Origin of the sequence: Cellulosimicrobium cellulans, from assembly GCF_001722485.1 — a bacterium.
Lineage (GTDB): Bacteria > Actinomycetota > Actinomycetes > Actinomycetales > Cellulomonadaceae > Cellulosimicrobium > Cellulosimicrobium cellulans_A.
This window is the reverse complement of record NZ_LWGL01000063.1, coordinates 1-17,415: the sequence shown is the minus strand read 5'-3', so window position 1 is coordinate 17,415 and position 17,415 is coordinate 1. Positions and strand designations below refer to the sequence as shown.

General features: G+C 75.0%; 11 protein-coding genes, 1 tRNA gene and 1 riboswitch. Of the genes, 5 read left to right on the top strand and 7 right to left on the bottom strand.

Annotated elements, in window-relative coordinates; all coding sequences use genetic code 11:
* The 5 genes from JZ5iCDA_RS08980 to JZ5iCDA_RS08960 form a co-directional block, all read right to left on the bottom strand.
* The coding region (locus JZ5iCDA_RS08980) for a UvrD-helicase domain-containing protein (RefSeq protein ID WP_171905331.1) at positions 1 to 1,256 on the bottom strand (1,256 nt) is incomplete at its 3' end.
* Positions 1,253 to 4,723 carry an exodeoxyribonuclease V subunit gamma gene (gene recC / locus JZ5iCDA_RS08975; RefSeq protein ID WP_069386862.1) on the bottom strand — a complete coding sequence of 1,157 codons (3,471 nt, stop codon included), beginning with the start codon at positions 4,721 to 4,723 and terminating at the stop codon, positions 1,253 to 1,255. The genes recC and JZ5iCDA_RS08980, both read right to left, overlap by 4 nt.
* A 147-nt stretch (positions 4,724 to 4,870) precedes the next feature.
* Entirely contained in the window at positions 4,871 to 5,569 is a 699-nt protein-coding gene (locus tag JZ5iCDA_RS08970) for a DUF6226 family protein (RefSeq protein ID WP_069386861.1), read from the bottom strand.
* 58 nt (positions 5,570 to 5,627) lie between these two features.
* Positions 5,628 to 6,896 carry an O-succinylhomoserine sulfhydrylase gene (locus JZ5iCDA_RS08965; protein ID WP_069386860.1) on the bottom strand — a complete coding sequence of 423 codons (1,269 nt, stop codon included), beginning with the start codon at positions 6,894 to 6,896 and terminating at the stop codon, positions 5,628 to 5,630.
* Entirely contained in the window at positions 6,893 to 7,411 is a 519-nt protein-coding gene (locus tag JZ5iCDA_RS08960) for a rhodanese-like domain-containing protein (protein WP_083259835.1), read from the bottom strand. Before JZ5iCDA_RS08960 ends, JZ5iCDA_RS08965 begins: the two co-directional genes overlap by 4 nt.
* Positions 7,412 to 7,666: 255 nt before the next feature.
* Positions 7,667 to 7,782, top strand: a riboswitch (SAM riboswitch).
* A gap of 34 nt (positions 7,783 to 7,816) precedes the next feature.
* Here JZ5iCDA_RS08960 and JZ5iCDA_RS08955 point away from each other — a divergent pair.
* Entirely contained in the window at positions 7,817 to 9,241 is a 1,425-nt protein-coding gene (locus JZ5iCDA_RS08955) for an aminotransferase class V-fold PLP-dependent enzyme (protein WP_083259834.1), read from the top strand.
* Between the two features lie 87 nt (positions 9,242 to 9,328).
* The gene (locus JZ5iCDA_RS08950) at positions 9,329 to 9,973 is read left to right on the top strand and encodes a GNAT family N-acetyltransferase (protein WP_069386859.1); all 645 of its coding nucleotides are present in this window, start codon (positions 9,329 to 9,331) and stop codon (positions 9,971 to 9,973) included.
* Between the two features lie 90 nt (positions 9,974 to 10,063).
* Here the strand turns inward: JZ5iCDA_RS08950 and JZ5iCDA_RS08945 are convergent, their stop codons facing one another.
* Positions 10,064 to 10,237, bottom strand: coding sequence for a CsbD family protein (locus tag JZ5iCDA_RS08945; RefSeq protein WP_069386858.1), 174 nt, complete (start codon positions 10,235 to 10,237; stop codon positions 10,064 to 10,066).
* 224 nt (positions 10,238 to 10,461) lie between these two features.
* Between JZ5iCDA_RS08945 and JZ5iCDA_RS08940 the strand changes: the two genes are divergently transcribed.
* Positions 10,462 to 15,054 (top strand): lamin tail domain-containing protein, encoded by a 4,593-nt coding sequence (locus tag JZ5iCDA_RS08940; RefSeq protein ID WP_069386857.1) that lies wholly within the window; start codon positions 10,462 to 10,464, stop codon positions 15,052 to 15,054.
* Here JZ5iCDA_RS08940 and JZ5iCDA_RS08935 read toward each other — a convergent pair.
* The gene (locus tag JZ5iCDA_RS08935) at positions 15,032 to 15,637 is read right to left on the bottom strand and encodes a TetR/AcrR family transcriptional regulator (RefSeq protein WP_069386856.1); all 606 of its coding nucleotides are present in this window, start codon (positions 15,635 to 15,637) and stop codon (positions 15,032 to 15,034) included. The two genes, JZ5iCDA_RS08940 and JZ5iCDA_RS08935, sit on opposite strands and share 23 nt — an antisense overlap.
* A 176-nt stretch (positions 15,638 to 15,813) precedes the next feature.
* Here JZ5iCDA_RS08935 and JZ5iCDA_RS08930 point away from each other — a divergent pair.
* Together JZ5iCDA_RS08930 and glmU are read left to right on the top strand one after the other, a co-directional pair.
* A tRNA-Gln gene (locus JZ5iCDA_RS08930) sits at positions 15,814 to 15,885 on the top strand.
* A gap of 30 nt (positions 15,886 to 15,915) precedes the next feature.
* A partial coding sequence (glmU, locus tag JZ5iCDA_RS08925; RefSeq protein ID WP_069386855.1) for a bifunctional UDP-N-acetylglucosamine diphosphorylase/glucosamine-1-phosphate N-acetyltransferase GlmU occupies positions 15,916 to 17,415 on the top strand: 1,500 nt, incomplete at its 3' end.

Here is a 17,415-nt window from a genome sequence, read left to right as displayed (position 1 = left end):
GCCGACGGCGCGGACGAGCCGCCGAGGCGGTACGCGCGCCGCGTGACCTGGCGCAGCCGGACGGGCGCGCCGCCCGCGAGACGAGCCTCGGGGTGCTGGGCGTCGACCGGGCGGACGACGATGCGCGGGTCGCCGAGCGCGGTGCCGTCGAGCAGCGTGGCCAGGCCGGCGAGCAGCGGCCCGTCGCTGCGCCAGCTCCGGCTCAGGGTCGCGGTCTCCTGCGCGTCCTCGACGGCCTGCAGGTACGTGACGACGTCCGCGCCGCGGAACGCGTAGATCGCCTGCTTCGGGTCGCCGATGAGCACGAGCGTGCGGTGCCCGTGGAACGCGGTGCGCAGGATCTGCCACTGCTCGGGGTCGGTGTCCTGGAACTCGTCGACCATGACGACGCGGAACCGGCTGCGCACCCGTTCCGCGGCGGTCTCGCCGTGCTCCGGGTCGGTGAGGGCGCGGCGCAGCAGCACGAGCAGGTCGTCGTAGTCGAGCAGGTGCATCGCGCGCTTGCGGGCCTCGACCTCGCGGCGCGCGGCGACGGCGACCTCGTGCCGCAGCGCGCCGAGGGTGCCCTCCTGCGCGTCGGCCGGGGCCAGCACGGCGCCGTGGTCGCTCACCGCGGCGCGCGCCACCTCGCGCACGTCCCGTGGGCTCAGCGGCGGGTCCTGCCGGTCCGCGAAGAGGCGGACGTACAGGTCGTCGGTCACCTCGTCGACGAGGTCGGCGACGTCCGGGAGGAAGCCCGTGGCGAGGTCGACGTCGGCCGACGTGCCGAGCGCGGACAGCATCTGCTGGCAGAACCCGTGCGTGGTGGTGATCGTCGCGGCGTCGAGCTGGGACAGCGCGACCCGTAGCCGGTCGCGACGCCGGGCGAGCTCGTCGTCGTCGACGGCCGCGAGGAACGCCACCACGGGGTCGCGGTGCTGCGCCGGGTCGGGGCCGCGCAGCCCGCGCTCCACGGCGACGAGGCGCTCGCGCACGCGGTCGCGCAGCTCGGACGTCGCCGCGCGCCCGAACGTCACGAGCATGATCTCGGGGAGCGTCGCGACGCCCTCGGCGACGTACCGGGTCGTCAGGGTCGCGATCGTGTGGGTCTTGCCGGTGCCGGCGCTCGCCTCGAGCACGACCGTCCCCGCGGGCAGGTCCCCGAACGGGTCGAAGCGCGGACGGTCCGCGTCGTGGGGCGTCGCGTGCGCCGCCGGGTCGGGCGCGGGACCGGTCGTCGGGCTCGTCGCCGCTTCGGCGGCGGTCGGGCCGCTCATCGGGCACCTCGCAGCTCGTGGTCCAGCAGGGGGTCCCACACGCGGCGCGACAAGGCGCCAAGCCGGGTCGGGTCGTCGGGGTGGCGGCCGAGGTCCGCCGTCGTGGCGTGCCCGGCGACGTCGGCGAGCACCGCGTCGCGGCCCCAGGCGAGCGCGACGTACGGGTCCTTGCGCTCGAACCCCTTGTTCCACAGCCACCCGGCGCGGAGGAGGGCGTCGCGCGCGTCCGTCGTGCGGCGCTCCTCGGCGTACTTGAGCGAGACCTCCGGCAGGAACGGCAGCGGCTCGCGCGCGGCCTCGTCGCGCAGCGCGACGAGGTCGGCGAGCAGCGTCGTCGCGGCGTCGGCGTCCGGCGGGGTGACGGTCGACCACGCGACGCCCGGTCCGCGGGGGGACCGGCCGATCGTCACCGCGTCCCACGCGTGGCCGGGGTCGCTCACCGCGAGCGCGAGCGCCTGGACCCACGCCCGCAGCCGGTGCTTGGGACCGAGACGCGAGTACTCGGTCCGCACCACGCGACGCCCGTGCACGCCCGGCACGGAGCCGACGAGCGTGCGCCCGTCGGGGAGCTCCGCGCGCACGTCGAGGGTCTGCGCCGAGCCGAGCAGGTCGGTGCTCACCGGGCGACCCGCGGCGGCGTCGGCCTCGCGCGCCGCCTCGACCGAGACCACGCGCAGCGGGCCGACGTACTGCACGACCTCCTGCAGCGCGGCGCGGCCGAGCTCGCGGGGCGGCACCTGGCCGCGGCGCCACTCCGCCTGCATCGCGCGGCCCGGGTCGACGCCCGCGAGCGCGGCGCGCAGGACACGCTCACCGACGCCCCACCCCGACAGGCCGGTGAGGGCGAGGGGGAGGCGGTCGTCGACGTCGTCCTCGTCGACGACGAGGCCCACGTCGAGGGTGGTCTGCGCGAACCACCGCGGGGCGTTCTCGAGAAGGCGGACGAGGTCGTCGAGCTCGACGTCGCGTGCACCATCCGCCGCGGAGGGGCCGGGAGCCAGGTCGAGCGGGGCGTGCACGAGCGTGGTGACGGACCGGAGCTCGTCGGCACCGCCGCGGCGCTCGCGCGTCGCGCGCTCGCGGGCCACTCGCGCGCCGGCGAACGCGGCGGCGTCGTGGCTGAACGGCCCGGGCGTGCCCAGCGCGCCGGGCACGAAGTTGCGCTCGTCCACGATCTGCAGCGGGTGGCGCACGACGACGTGCTCGCGCACGGGCCGCCCGTCGGGCGCGGTCGCGACGCGGTCGAGCGCGTCCAGCAGCTCGGCGACGGGGACGGCCGGGGGACGCGGAGCGCCGGTGCGCTCGTCGGCGCCCGTGTGCACGACGACGAGGTGGTCGCCCGCGGCGGCGACGGCGTCGAGGAAGATCTGCCGGTCCTCGCTGCGCGCGTCGCGCTCGCCGATCTCGGGGTGGCGCGCGAGCAGGTCGTCGCCGGCGGCGGCCGCGGTGCGGGGGAAGACGCCGTCGTCCATGCCGAGCAGGCACACGACGCGGTGCGGCACCGAGCGCATCGGCTCGAGCAAGCAGACCGTGAGGGCGCCGGTGCGGAACCCGGCGCGCGTCGGGCGCCCGGCGAGGCGGTCGTCGAGCACGGCGCGCACGTCCGCGAGCCGCAGCGGCACCTCGCCGTGCGCGGAGCCCGCGGCCCGCACGTCGCCGAGCAGCCGTCGCGCCGCGCCGACCTGCCACGCCTCGGTCGGCGGCGCCTCCGCGAGGAGCGTGACCGCGCGGTCGAGCGCGTCGAGCCAGTGGCCGAGCGGGTGCACGCCGTCGAGAACGTGCAGCACCTCGGACACCCGGGCGACGAGCTCCGCGAGCCGGCCGGCGAGGTCGACGTCGGTCGAGCCGACGTCGTCGAGGGGCAGCGCGGGACCGACGAACCGGGCGTCCTCGTCGGCCATCGCGGCGCCGAGGAGGATGCGGTCGAGGGCCGCGTCCCAGGTGCCCTGCCGCACGGCCGGGTCGATGCCGAACCGCGCCCGCCGCGCGCCGTCCTCCCCCCAGTGCACGCCCGCGTCGACGGCCCACTGCCGAAGCCGGTCGACGTCGTCGTCGGAGAAGCGGAACCGCCGCCGCACCGGTGCGCTGGCCGCGAGGTCGAGCACCTCCGAGGCGGTGACGCGTCCGTCCGCGAGCCGCAGGAGTGCCGCGAGCAGGCCCAGGACGGGGTTGACGGAGCCGGCGCCGCGGTCCGCGAGGCTGACGCGCAGGCGCTGCCCGGGGTGCGCGTCGTCGCCGAGCTCCGGCACCGCGCCGAACGTCGCCGTGACGAGCGGGGCGAACGTCTCCACGTCGGGGCAGAGCACGATGACATCGCGCGCCTGCAGCGTGGGGTCGGCGGCGAAGAGGCCGACGAGCGTCTCCCGGAGGACCTCGACCTGCCGCGCGCGGCCGTGGCACGACAGCACCTGGACCGAGCGGTCGGCGGGGTCGTGGACGTGGGCGCCGTCGGGCGCGTCCGTGCGCAGGGCGCACTGGAGCGCGCCGAGCAGGGTCCGTGGCGGCGCGGCCGCAGTGTGGTGGGTGACGTCAGCGCCCTGGAGCCGCAGCTGGAGCTCGACCGCGTCGCGCGCGGTCGAGGCGAGCAGCGGGTGCTGGGCGAACGTCGGAAGATCGGCGCGGCGGGGGCGCTCGCCGGCCTGCGCGGCGTCGTCCACCGTCTCCGTCGCCGAGCCCGCGTGCTCGGCGACCGTCTCCCACAGGGCGGGGGAGGGGTGCACGAGCCACAGGTGGACGTCGCGGTGCTCGGCGAGCGCGCGCAGCACGCGCAGCTCGTCCTCGGGTAGCCGGGTGGGGCCGTACACGGAGAGCCGCGGCGGCAGGTCCACGGCCGCCGGATCGGCGTGCAGCGCGGCGACCGCGTCCTCGACGCGGCGGGCCGGGTCGGGACCCGGCACGCGGTCCAGCAGGCGCCGCCACAGCTCGGGCTGCCAGGCGAGGTCGTCGGGAGCGGCGTGGGCAGGGTTCGACACGGTGCCCGGCGCCGGTGCCGACCACGCGAGCACGACCTCGGGCCGCTGCCGGGCGTAGTCGACGAGGAGGTCGGCGAGCCGCCGGGCCAGCGTCAGGCGGCGGCCGCGGCGCACCTCGTCGCCCGGGTCGCCGACGTAGCGCGCGAGGGGTGCGGCCCACGGCTCGCCGAGATGGGCGTCGAGGATCTCGAGCACCGACCAGGCGAGACGCTCGGGGCGCCACGGGTCGTCGTCGGGGTCCACACCGGTGAGATCGGCCACGACCTGCTCCACGAGGCGGCGCGGGCCGCGGAAGTCGACGTTCGCGCACACCCCCGAGGCGCCGTCGTCGGCGCCGAGGTGGTGCGACAGGCGCTGCGCGAGCCAGCGCTCGACGCCCCGCGTGGGCACCGCGACGACGTCCGTCGCGAACGGGTCGTCCAGCGGGGCGGCCAGGACACGAGCCAGCGGTGCGACGAGCGCGTCGGCTCGCTCCGACCGGTGCACGTGCAGCACGGCCAACCCCCTGTCGTCAGGTCCTCGTTCGTCCGGCGCGACCAGCCGGGCCGCGCGCTACGAGGAGGCTACGGGGCCGCGCCGACACGGACGAAACTCCCTCCACAGGGCGGCGGTGCGCGAGCGGGTCGTCCCGCCGCAGCCGGGTCAGGCGCGCGTCGGCCAGGGGCTCCAGCGGCCGTTCGGCAGGGCGGCCAGACGTCGGCGGGCGGGCTTTAGGCCACGACGGCGGCGGCGCCCCTCGCCAGCGCGCGAGTCGTCGTCGGACCAGCTCACGTACCGGACCCACGCGGTGCGCGGGTCGTCCCACGCGCGCCGCACGCCCTCCGCGAAGCGGCCCGCCGCGACGGCGAGCACGAGGTGCTCGAGCTGCTCCGCCTGTGCCTCGGCGGTGTCGTCGCACGCGTCGCACCCGCACGCCGGGAACGTCTCCTCGTGAAGCGCTCCCGCGTGGACGTGCACGCCCGGGTAGTCGGTCACGACCAGCGTCAGCGGCGCGGCGTCGTCCACCGCGGGCACGAGCCGGGTCGCGCGGACGGCGTCGTCGTCGACCCGGCGCACACCTCGGAGCACCGGGTGCGCGGGTGCCTGGGCCATGTGCGCGGAGACGTCGAGACCACGCAGGTCCGCGGTCTCGACCGCGACGTCGTACGTCGCGACGAGGTGCGCTACGAGCGCGTCGGCGACGTCGACGACCGGCGCGAACCTCTCGGGGTGGGAGTCGACGGAGTACGTGTCCTCGGGCGGGCCATCGAGGTCGGCCCACCGTTCGCCGTACTCGTACGGTCGCCCGTCGGCGTCGTGGAACACCTGACGCGGGATCGGCGGGCGGACGTAGGCGGGCACGCCGTCAGGCTAGGCCGACCGCGCGCCGTCGGGCACGACGATTCCCCGACGGAGTCGGTCAGGCGTGCAGCGCCTGCTCCACGTCCTCGATCACGTCGAGCGGGTCCTCCAGGCCGACCGACAGGCGCACGGTCGTCTCCGCGATGCCGACGGCGGCACGGCCCGCGGGGCCCAGCTTGCGGTGCGTCGTCGTCGCGGGGTGGGTGACGAGCGACTTCGCGTCGCCGAGGTTGTTGGAGATGTCGACGACCTGGAGCGCGTCGAGGAACGCGAACGTCCGCTTCTTGGCGGTCTCGGGGTCGGTCCCGGCGGGGACGTCGAGGTCGAACGTCACGACGGTCCCGCCGCCGGACTGCTGCGAGCGCGCGAGCGCGGTCTGCGGGTGCGAGTCGAGGAACGGGTAGCGCACGCGCGCGAGCCCCGGCAGCTCCTCGAGCGCCCGCGCGACCCGCTCGGCGTGGGCGTTCTGCGCGGCGACGCGCACGGGCATCGTCTCGAGGCCCTTGAGCAGCACCCAGGCGTTGAAGGCCGACAGCGTCGGCCCGGTGTTGCGGATGAGCGTCTGCACCGGCCCGCCGACGTACTCCTCGCTGCCGAGGATCGCCCCGCCGAGCACGCGGCCCTGGCCGTCGATGTGCTTGGTCGCCGAGTACACGACGACGTCCGCGCCGAGCTCGAGCGGCTTCTGCAGCAGCGGCGTCGCGAACACGTTGTCGAGCACGACGACGGCGTCGGCGGCGTGCGCGAGCTCGCTCACGCGCCGCACGTCGACGATGTCCTGCATGGGGTTCGACGGCGTCTCGAAGAACACGACGTCGGCGGGCGTCGCGAGCGCCTCCTCCCACTGGGAGAGCACGTGCCCGTCGACGTAGTCGGTCCGCACGCCCCACTTCGCGAAGATCTCGTCGAAGATCACGATGCTCGACCCGAACAGCGCACGCGCCGCGACGATCCGCGACCCGCACCGCACGAGCGCCGCGAGCGACGTGAACACGGCCGACATGCCCGACGCCGTCGCGTGGCACGCCTCGGCGCCCTCGATGAGGCGCAGGCGCTCGGTGAACGTGTGCACGGTCGGGTTGCCGTAGCGCGAGTAGACGAACCGGTCGACCTCGCCCTTGAACGCGGCCTCGGCGTCGGCGGCGCGGTCGTACGTGTACCCCTGGGTGAGGAAGAGCGCCTCGGACGTCTCCTGGTGGTCGGTGCGCGCGTTGCCGCCGCGCACCGCGAGCGTCGCGGGCCGCGCGGTCGCGGGCAGCGGCTTGCGCCCCGACCCGCCCGGCACCCCGCCCGGCACGCCGTGCCCGACGCCGGCGGCCGGGCTCATCGCCCGGCCTCGCCGTCCGCGGTGCGCGCCTGGGCGGCGTCGTACGTGGTGACCGGCAGGCCGCGGACCTTCCAGCCCTCGACGTCGCGCGCCCCGGAGAAGCCCTGCGCGCCCTCGAACCCCTCGACGACGTTGTACGCGGGCCCGATGCCCGCGGCGGTCGCGGCGCGCGCCGCGCCGATCGAGCGCTGGCCCGAGCGGCACAGGAAGACGACGGGCCGCTCGTCGCCCGGCGTGACACCCGCCTCCGCGAGCCGGTCGAGGAACGCGGGGTTGGGGCCGAACGGCGTGACCCACTCGTCGAAGACGACCTCGCGGCCGAGCTCCGCGACGTCGGGCACGCCGACCGTGCGCCACTCACCCTCGGTCCGCACGTCCACGAGGACGGCGCGCGCGTCGGCCGCGAGCAGGTCGAACGCCTGCTGCGGGTCGATGTCGCCGGCGTAGCCGGCGGCGGGCCGCGCGCCGGGCACAGCAGCGGGCGTCGGACGGTCGGGGGTGGTGGGGTCGCTCATGGGTCCTCCTCCATCGATCGTGGCAGTAGCACCCTGCGCCCGCGTCCGCTGGACCCGGGGGGTTGCTGCGGCGTCGACGTGCCACGTCACTCGGCCGCTCCGGATGGTTCCTCGGATCGTACGTCACGGTGCCCAGGTGCCGGGACGGGCGTCTCGTCGGATGGGCAACCGTCGACGAGGTGAGGCGAGACCACCATCCGAGACACGCTGCCCATTCCTTGACACGCTCCGGCGCCGCGCCCATCCTGGAGCGCAGGTCATGAGTGCCAGCGTGAAACCCCGGTTTGCTGGCCGGCAACCCTCCTCTCGCGGCGGGGTGCCCCGGGTGACGACCGGGCCGTCCGCCGACCGGCGCGCGGCAAGCGCGGGGAGCACCTCCCCGACACGACCTCGGAGGACCGTGCTGTGACGACTCTCGCCGACTGTCAGACGACCGCCATCGCCACGCCCGACGTCGCCGCCGCACCGGCGCTGCTCCCGGTGGTCGGGAGCGACACGCTCGTCCCCCTCGTCGACGGCCGCAGCGTGCCGTACGCCAACCTCGACGTCGCGGCCTCCGCTCCCGCGCTGCGCGCCGTCGCCGACCGGGTCGCCGAGGTGCTGCCGCTCTACGCGAGCGTCCACCGCGGCGCCGGCTACCTGTCCCAGGTCTCGACCGCGCTGTACGAGGCGGCCCGTGCGCGCATCGGGGAGTTCGTCGGCGCGCGCGAGGACGACGTCACCGTCGTCACGCGCAACACCACCGACTCGCTCAACCTGCTCGCGGGCTGCGTCCCGGCGAACGCCGACGGCACGCCCGGTCGCGTGCTCGTCCTCGACGTCGAGCACCACGCGAACCTCCTGCCGTGGCAGCGCGCGGGCGGCGCGACCGTCCTCGCGGGCGGCACGAGCGTCGCCGAGACGCTCTCCGGCCTGCGCGCCGAGCTCGCGCGCTTCGACTACGCGCTGCTCGCCGTCACCGGGGCGTCGAACGTCACGGGCGAGGCGCTGCCTCTCGCCGACGTGGTGCGGGTCGCGCACGACGCCGGGGCGCGGGTCGTGCTCGACGGCGCCCAGCTCGTGCCGCACCGCGGGTTCTCCCTCGCCCGGACCGGTGCGGACTACGTCGCGTTCTCCGGCCACAAGACCTACGCGCCGTTCGGCGCCGGAGCGCTCGTCGGGCGCCGCGACTGGCTCGACGCCGGCACGCCCTACCTCGCGGGCGGCGGCGCCGTGCGCCAGGTCCAGGTCGACGGCACGCGGTGGCAGACGGCGCCCGCGCGCCACGAGGCCGGCTCGCCGAACGTCGTCGGCGCAGTGGCGCTCGCGGCCGCGTGCGACGCTCTGGCCGCGCTCGACCCGGCGGCGCTCCACGCGCACGAGGCCGTGCTGCGCGCGGCGCTCGTCGACGGGCTCACCGCGATCGACGGCGTGCGCGTCGTGACGGTCTGGCCGGACGCCGCGGACCCGGTCGGCGTCGTGACGTTCTCGGTCACGGGCCACGACCCCGGCCTCGTCGCGGCCTACCTGTCCGCGGAGCACGGCATCGGCGTGCGCGACGGCCGCTTCTGCGCCCACCCGTTGCTGGCGCGCCTCGGGTACGACGCCGGCGCGGTGCGCGCGTCGGTCGGCGTGGGCACCACGGGCGCGGAGATCACGCGGCTCGTCGCGGCGGTGCGCGCGTACGTCGAGCAGGGGCCGACCGCCCGGTACGCGGTGGTCGACGGGTGCTGGACCGTCGTCGACGACCCGCGCCCCGTGCCCGCCGGCTCGGGGCTCGATGGCCTCTTCGCGACGGCGGCGGCGGGCTTCCTCGCCGACGCCGCGGCGTGCGGTCCCGCGTCCGCCTGAGTCGTTCACCGACCCGTCGACCGGTGTTCTCCCCGGCGTCGCGCCGGACTCTAGGCGCGGGCCCGCACGTGTGCTCTGATGTGCGCTGTGCTGCACGACGTCGTCCTCACGGGGCACGGATTCCGCCTGGAACCGCTGGCCCTGGAGCACGCTGAACCGCTCGCCCGCGTCGTCGACGAGACGATGTGGTCGGGGATGAGCATGCCGATGCCGCGGGGCGTCGCCGGCATGGCCGACCTCGTCGCCGCGACCCGCGCGGCGCCCGACCTCACGGGTTTCGCCGTGCGCGCCGTCGGCGACGACGGCACCCTCGGCGACGTGCTCGGCAGCACCGCGTTCCGCGACCTGTCGCTCGTCGACCACCGCGTCGAGATCGGCCGCACGTTCACCGCACGCTCGGCGTGGGGCACGCTGCTCAACCCGGTGACGAAGTGGCTGCTGCTGCGGCACGCGTTCGAGACGTGGGACGTGCACCGCGTCGGCTTCCGCGTGGACGCCCGCAACGCGCGCTCCCTCGGGGCGATGCGGCGCCTCGGCGCGCACGAGGAGGGCGTGATGCGGGGGCACCGCACCGCTCCGGACGGCACGCGGGCCGACTCCGTCGTGTTCTCGATCCTCGCGCCCGAGTGGCCGGGCGTCGAGGTCGGGCTGCTCGAGCGCATCGCGCGCCCGCGCGTCGTCGCCGAGCTGCCGCACACGGCCCCGGCGCCTGTCCCGCTCGTCGCCTCCTGAGCGGGAGGACCCCCGCGCACGACGAGGGCCCCGCCGCGTGCGGCGGGGCCCTCGTGCTGCGTGGTCGCGGCCGTCCGGCCGCGGCACCGACTACTTCTTGAAGGCGTCGCGGATGTCGTCGCCGGCCTGCTTGACGTTGGCCTTGGTCTGGTCGCCCCGACCTTCCGTCTCGAGCCGCTCGTCGTCCGTCGCCCTGCCCGTGTGCTCCTTGATCTTGCCCTTCGCCTCTTCGGCAGCGTGCTCGATCTTGTCGCCGAGACCCATGGGGTCCTCCTTCCGTCGGTACCTCTCGAGCCTAGGCACGACCTCTGCGGCACGCACGACGGGACGGCGTCCCCTGCGCCGTCGCGCGGCCCCGCGGGCCGTATCACACCGAGGTGACCGGCGGGATCACCGCGGCGACGACGAGTCGCCCTCTGCTGTTCACCCGATCGCAGCGTGTCGTTCCTAGGGTCCGACCGACCCTTCACCCACCCGGAGGCCCCACCGTGCCATCCCCCCGACAACGCCTGAGCGCCGCCGTCGCCACGACCACCGCGTGCGCCGTCGGCATGACGCTCGCCGCGGCACCCGCCGCGCACGCCACCCTCGACCACGCGACCCCCGCCGCCCGCACCGCCACGGCCGTCGTGCCGACGGACACCCCCGGCCCGGCGTCGGCGTGGCCGCTCATGGTCACCGAGATCGGGCCCAACCCCGGCTCGCACGACGAGTACGAGTTCTTCGAGGTCCACAACACCACCGGCGAGGACGTCCGCCTGGGCGACGGGTACACCTTCGCCTACACGTACGTCGACTCCGACGACCGCGCCCGGGACGTGCCGCTCACCGTCAGCGAGGACGTGACCGTCCCGGCCGGCGGCACGGTGGTGCTCTGGCTCAGCTACGCCACCGACGACTTCGACTCCTTCAGCCGGACCGTCGAGGACTTCCGCGCCGCGTGGGGCATGACGGCCGACGTGCCGGTCGTGCGCGTCACCGGTCAGGGCGGCATGGCCAACGGCGGCAACCGCGGCATCCGCGTGCTCCACGGCCAGGACGTCGTCAGCTGGTCGTTCTACCCCGGCGGGTCCGCGGCGATCGACCGGACGGCGCACTTCCGCATCCCCGGCGACGTCGCCGACCGCGGCCTCGAGCTCCTCGCGGGGCCGGCCGCCCCGACGCCCGGCGTCGTCGCCGACGAGGCGTTCGTCGCGCCGACGCCCGAGCCGGAGCCGGACTTCGACCCGCAGCCCGACCCCGCGCTGCGGACGTCGCGCCTGCAGGTCACCGAGGTGCTGCCCGACTCGACGAACGTCGGCTCCGCGGACGGCTACGAGTTCATCGAGCTCTACAACGCCACGAGCGAGCCGGTCGGCCTCGACGACTACACCGTCAACTACCTCTACCCGAACAACCGCAGCGTGACCGAGAACGGCAACGAGGTGCGCTGGCCCGCGGCCCAGCGCGACGTCGTCGTCCAGCCGGGCGCCACGGTCGTCGTCTGGGTCAAGAACGGCCAGAACGACGAGCTGACCGACGCGGACTTCAACGCGCAGTTCGGCACCGACCTGACGATGGGCACGGACCTCGTCGAGACGTTCGTCGGCGGCATGGCGAACGGCTCGCCGCGCGGCCTCGAGATCATGACGAACAGCGGCTTCTCGGTGAACCGCGCGTACTACAACATGGTCGAGGGCCAGGACGACACCCAGCCCGACCAGGGCATCCGGTACGCCGTCGACCCGGCCGACCCGGCGCTGCAGACGATGCTCGGCATCGCACCCGCGACGCCCGGCACGGTCCAGGCGGAGCAGGTCCCCGACGGCCTCATGGTCGAGCCCGCCGACACGGTCGCGCCGCAGGTCGAGGACCTCACGCCGTCGCCGATCGACCCCGCGCAGGACTTCACGATCGAGGTCCGGGCGACGGACGACGTGCAGGTCCGCACGCTCGACCTCACGCTGAGCAACGACGTGGACGCCGAGGCGCGCACCGTCACGCTCGAGCACCAGGGCGACGACCTGTACCGCTACTCGATCCACGCGGCCGACCTCACCGGCAAGGCCTGGTACGAGTACACCCTCACGGCGCGCGACGGCAGCAACGTCACGCAGACCGAGCCGCGCCGCGTGCCGGTCGACGGCGTCGACACCGCGCCCGTGCGGCTCGGCCTCGACGAGGGCCAGTTCGTCACCGGGACGACGCCCGTCATCGCCTCGGGCGACACCTACCCCTCGACGCTCGAGCTGGCCGTCGACGGCGAGCGCCAGGAGACGACGCCGAGCATCGAGGCCGAGCCCGTCTTCGTGGTCGAAGCCACCGGCATCGACAACCACTTCAAGAACGGGATCCTCGTCGGCGACGACGTCCTGCGGATCCTCGACGTCGGCGTGTACTCCGGCTGGGAGACCTTCTCGCAGCCCGTGCCGCCGCGGCACGTGCGCCAGGGCGAGGAGCTCGTCGTCAGCGTCTGGGCCGGCACGAAGGCCGCGCCGGAGATCGACCCCGACGAGAACAACGACGACTTCACCATCCGCGCGCTGCGCCTCGTCCTGCCCGACGGCCGCACGCTCACCCCGGTCGGCTACGACGACCCGGGCCAGAGCCTGAGCATGGGCGACTCCGCCGGCAAGCACGAGTTCTACGACGCGCGCTTCCAGCTGCCCGAGGACGCGTTCACGTCGGTCGCGACCGACTGGGACACGACGACGCACGCCGACGGGCCGGTCACCGTCACCGCGACCGACGGCACGAGCACCGCCGAGCGCACGGTCGTCGTCGACAACACCGGCCCCCAGGTCCGGTCGGGCATCGTCGACGGCACCCCGTACCAGGGCGAGATCCGCATCGAGCCGGAGATCACCGACGCCGGGTCCGGCGTGGCCGAGGTCGTCGCGACGCTCGACGGCGCGGAGATCGCGCTGCCGCACACGACGTCGTCGCTCGAGCTCGCCCCCGGCGAGCACGTGCTGCGCGTCGAGGCGCGCGACGTCGTCGGCAACGTCGCCGAGCACGAGGTGACCTTCACGACGTACGACGAGTACCCGTCCGCGGGCGAGGTGTCGCCGGCCGACGGCGCGACCGTCGGGGCGGGCGACGTCACCCTGCAGGCGCAGGTGAACGACCCCACGGGGGACGTGCTCGACGTGCAGTTCCTCGAGGGTGACCGTCTCGACCTCGCCGACGGCGAGGTGGCGCTGCGGTCCGGCACGACGCACGACGCGCTCGCGCTCGACCGCGAGCAGCCGGAGGCGCTGAGCACCGACCAGGTCGCCGCGCTCGCGACGACCGACGGCGTCGCGACGGAGGTCAGCTCGGACGCCGAGCTGCCCTACCAGCTGTTCGACGTCGAGGTGCCGCAGGCGAGCGAGCCGGGCACGCAGGTCCGCGTGACCTGGACGGGCCGGGCCAACCCCGGCGCGCAGGTGCGGATGTACGCGCTCGCGGCCGACGGCAGCGCGTGGAGCGAGCTCGAGCGCTTCACGGCGACCGACGCCGAGGAGCCCGTGACGCTCGAGGCGTTCGTCGATGTCGCCGCGCACGCGGCCGACGGCGCGGTGCGCGTGCTCGTGCAGCACTCCGAGGGCTGGGCGGGCGAGAACCTGTCCGACCGGACGACGCCCGTCACCCCGCACCACCCGGACGACGTCGCCCGCTCGGAGTACGACTTCACGTTCGGCTGGGAGTCGGACACGCAGTACTACAACGAGGAGTTCCACGAGCACCAGACCGCGATCCACGACTACCTGCTGGACCGCCGCGAGGAGCTCAACCTCCAGTACGTGTTCCACACCGGCGACATCGTCGACGTCTACGACGACATGGCCCAGTGGGAGAACGCCGACCCGGAGTACGCGAAGTTCGACGACGCGGGCCTGCCGTACGGCGTGCTCGCCGGGAACCACGACGTGGGCGACCACACGATGGACTACTCGAACTACTCGGCGTACTTCGGCGAGGACCGCTTCGCGGGCAACCCCTGGTACGGCGAGAGCTACCAGGACAACCGCGGTCACTACGACCTCGTCACGGCCGGCGGGATCGACTTCCTCATGGTCTACGTGGGCTGGGGCCCGGCCGACGCCGAGATCGCGTGGATGAACGAGGTGCTCGCGCAGTACCCCGACCGCGTGGCGATCATCAACCAGCACGAGTTCATCCTCACCACGGGCGGCCTGGGCGAGATCCCGCAGCGGATCCTCGACGAGGTCGTGGCGAAGAACCCGAACGTCGAGATGGTGTTCTCGGGGCACTACCACGACGCCTACACGCGCGTGGACTCGTTCGACGACGACGGTGACGGCGTCGACGACCGCACCGTGCACTCGATGCTGTTCGACTACCAGGGCCTGCCGGAGGGTGGCCAGGGCTACCTGCGCCTGCTGCACTTCGACAACGAGGGCGAGCGGATGATGGTGCGCACGTACTCGCCGTCCCTGGACCGCTACAACTCCGACGACCCGGGCCTGCTCGCGCCGGGCGAGGACCCGTACGCGGACCAGAGCTTCGAGGTGTCGTACGCCGACCTCGGCATCGCCCCGGTCACGAAGACGCTCGCGACCGACGCGTTCTCGGCCGAGATCCTCACGGCCGCGGAGATCGCCTCGTTCGAGGACGTCGCGAGCGGGTCCGTGCTCACCGCGACGTGGACGGTCACCGAGCCGGGCGAGCACGGCTGGTACGTGCGCAGCACCGACCCGCACGGCGCGGTCGACCTGTCGACGGTCCGCGAGCTCACGGTCGTCGCGGCCGGCCCGGGCACCGACCCCGGCACGGACCCGGGCGCCGACCCCGGCACGGACCCGGGGACCGGCCCGGGCGGCGACGGCGGGCCGGGCGACGGGGGAGGCGCGGGCGACCCCGCCCCGGGCGGTGAGCCGTCCGGTCCGGGCGACGGTGGGGACGCCGGTGGCTCGGACGACGACCGCGACCGCGACCGCGCCGACCGTCGGGGGGCAGGTGGCCTCGCGACGACGGGTGCCTCAGCCGCCGGGCTCGCCGCGGCGGGCGGTGCGCTCGCGGTCGGCGGCGTCCTGCTGCTCGTCGCGCGGCGGCGATGGCGTGCACGGCACGGCGTCAACGCTTCGTCGTCGTGGTGAGGCGCGGCCGCTTCTCCATGTCCGCGAGGCCGTTCCAGGCGAGGTTCACCAGGTGCGCGGCGACCTCGGACTTCTTGGGGGAGCGGGCGTCGAGCCAGTACTGACCCGTCAGCGCGACCATGCCGACGAGCATCTGCGCGTAGATCGGCGCGACCTTGGGGTCGAGCCCGCGCGTGGAGAACTGGTCGGCGAGCAGGTGCTCGACCTGCGTCGCGACGTCGCCGATGAGGCTCGAGAACGTGCCGGTGGCCTGGGCGACGGGGGAGTCGCGCACGAGGATCCGGAAGCCGTCCTCGGACGCCTCGATGTACGACAGGAGCGCGAGGGCGGTGCGCTCGAGCAGCACCTTCGGGTGGCCGCCCTCGTCGAGCGCGCCGGACAGGGCGGCCGTCAGCGCCTGGACCTCGCGGTCCACGACGACCGCGTAGATGCCCTCCTTGCCCCCGAAGTGCTCGTAGACGACGGGCTTCGACACCTCCGCGCGCGTGGCGATCTCCTCGACGCTCGTGCCCTCGAACCCCTTCTCCGCGAACAGCCCCCGGCTGACGGCGAGCAGCTGCTCGCGCCGCTGGCTCGCGGTCATGCGGGAACGGGGGGTGCGTCGGGAGTCGGCCACGGGACCATCATGCCGTGCCGCCGCCCCGGCGCCCCGGCCTGCGGCGCGGGGCACGAGCCGCGACCTGGCAGACTGTTCCCGGACGCACGACGCCGCCGCGGCCACGGGCGCGAGCCCGGCGCCGGTCCCGCGTCGCGGTCCGGTCCGCCTTGGTGTAATCGGCAGCACAAGGGTTTTTGGTGCCCTTGGTCCAGGTTCGAGTCCTGGGGGCGGAGCACGTGCCACCGATCCCGAGGGGAACATCCATGGAAGCTCAGCAGGGCACCGACGCGCACGTCGCCCCCGCTGCCGTGATCGTCCTCGCCGCCGGCGAGGGCACGCGGATGAAGTCGTCCACCCCGAAGATGCTGCACACGCTCGCGGGCCGCAGCCTGCTCGGGCACGTGCTCGTCGCGACGCGCTCCCTCGACCCGGCGCTGCTCGCCGTCGTCGTGCGGCACGAGCGCGACCGCGTCGCCGAGCACGCGCTGTCCGTCGACGCCGGCGTGCTCGTCGTGGACCAGGACGACGTCCCCGGGACGGGCCGGGCCGTGCAGTGCGCGCTCGCCGCGCTCGACGCGAAGGCGCACGCGCTCGCCGTCGTCGACGGCGTGCCCGACGGCGAGGAGGGGCGCGGGCTCGGCGACGGGCTCGAGGGCCCGGTCGTCGTCACCGCGGGCGACACCCCCCTGCTCGACGGCGGCACGCTCGCCGAGCTCCTCGCGGCGCACGTCGCGGACGGCAACGCCGTCACGATGCTCACGACCGAGCTCGCGGACGCGACCGGCTACGGGCGCGTCGTGCGCGACGCGGCGGGCGACGTCGAGCGCATCGTCGAGCACAAGGACGCGAGCGCGGCCGAGCTCGAGATCCGCGAGATCAACGCCTCCATCTACGTGTTCGACGCCGCGGTGCTGCGGCGCGGGCTCGCCGGCCTCGGCCGGGACAACGCCCAGGGCGAGGTCTACCTGACGGACGTCGTCGCCGCGGCGCGGGCCGAGGGCGGCACGGTCCGCGCCCTGCTCTCGGACGACCCGACCGTCGTCGAGGGCGTCAACGACCGCGTCCAGCTCGCCGCCCTGCGCGCCGAGATGAACCGCCGCGTCCTCGAGCGCTGGATGCGCGAGGGCGTGACCGTCGTCGACCCGGCGACGACGTGGGTCGACGTCGACGTCGAGCTCGCGCGCGACGTCACGCTCCTGCCGGGCACCCAGCTGCACGGCGCGACGGTCGTCGGCGAGGGCGCGACCGTCGGCCCGGACACTACGCTCACCGACACCGAGGTCGGCCCCGGCGCGACCGTGACGCGCACGCACGGCAGCCTCGCCGTGCTGAGCGCGGGCACGAGCGTGGGGCCGTTCGCCTACCTGCGCCCGGGCACCGTGCTCGGCGAGCGGGGCAAGATCGGCACGTTCGTCGAGACGAAGAACGCCGAGATCGGCGAGGGCTCGAAGATCCCGCACCTGTCGTACGTGGGCGACGCGACGATCGGCGCGCACACGAACATCGGCGCCGCGTCGGTCACCGTGAACTACGACGGCGTCCACAAGCACCGCACGGTCATCGGCTCGCACGCCCGCACGGGCGCGGACAACATGTTCGTCGCGCCGGTGACGGTGGGCGACGGCGCGTACACCGCCGCCGGGTCCGTGATCCGGCGCGACGTGCCCGCGGGCGCGCTCGGCGTCAGCGGCGGCCAGCAGCGCAACATCGAGGGCTGGGTCGAGCGCCGCCGCGCCGGCACGCCCGCGGCCGACGCGGCCGCG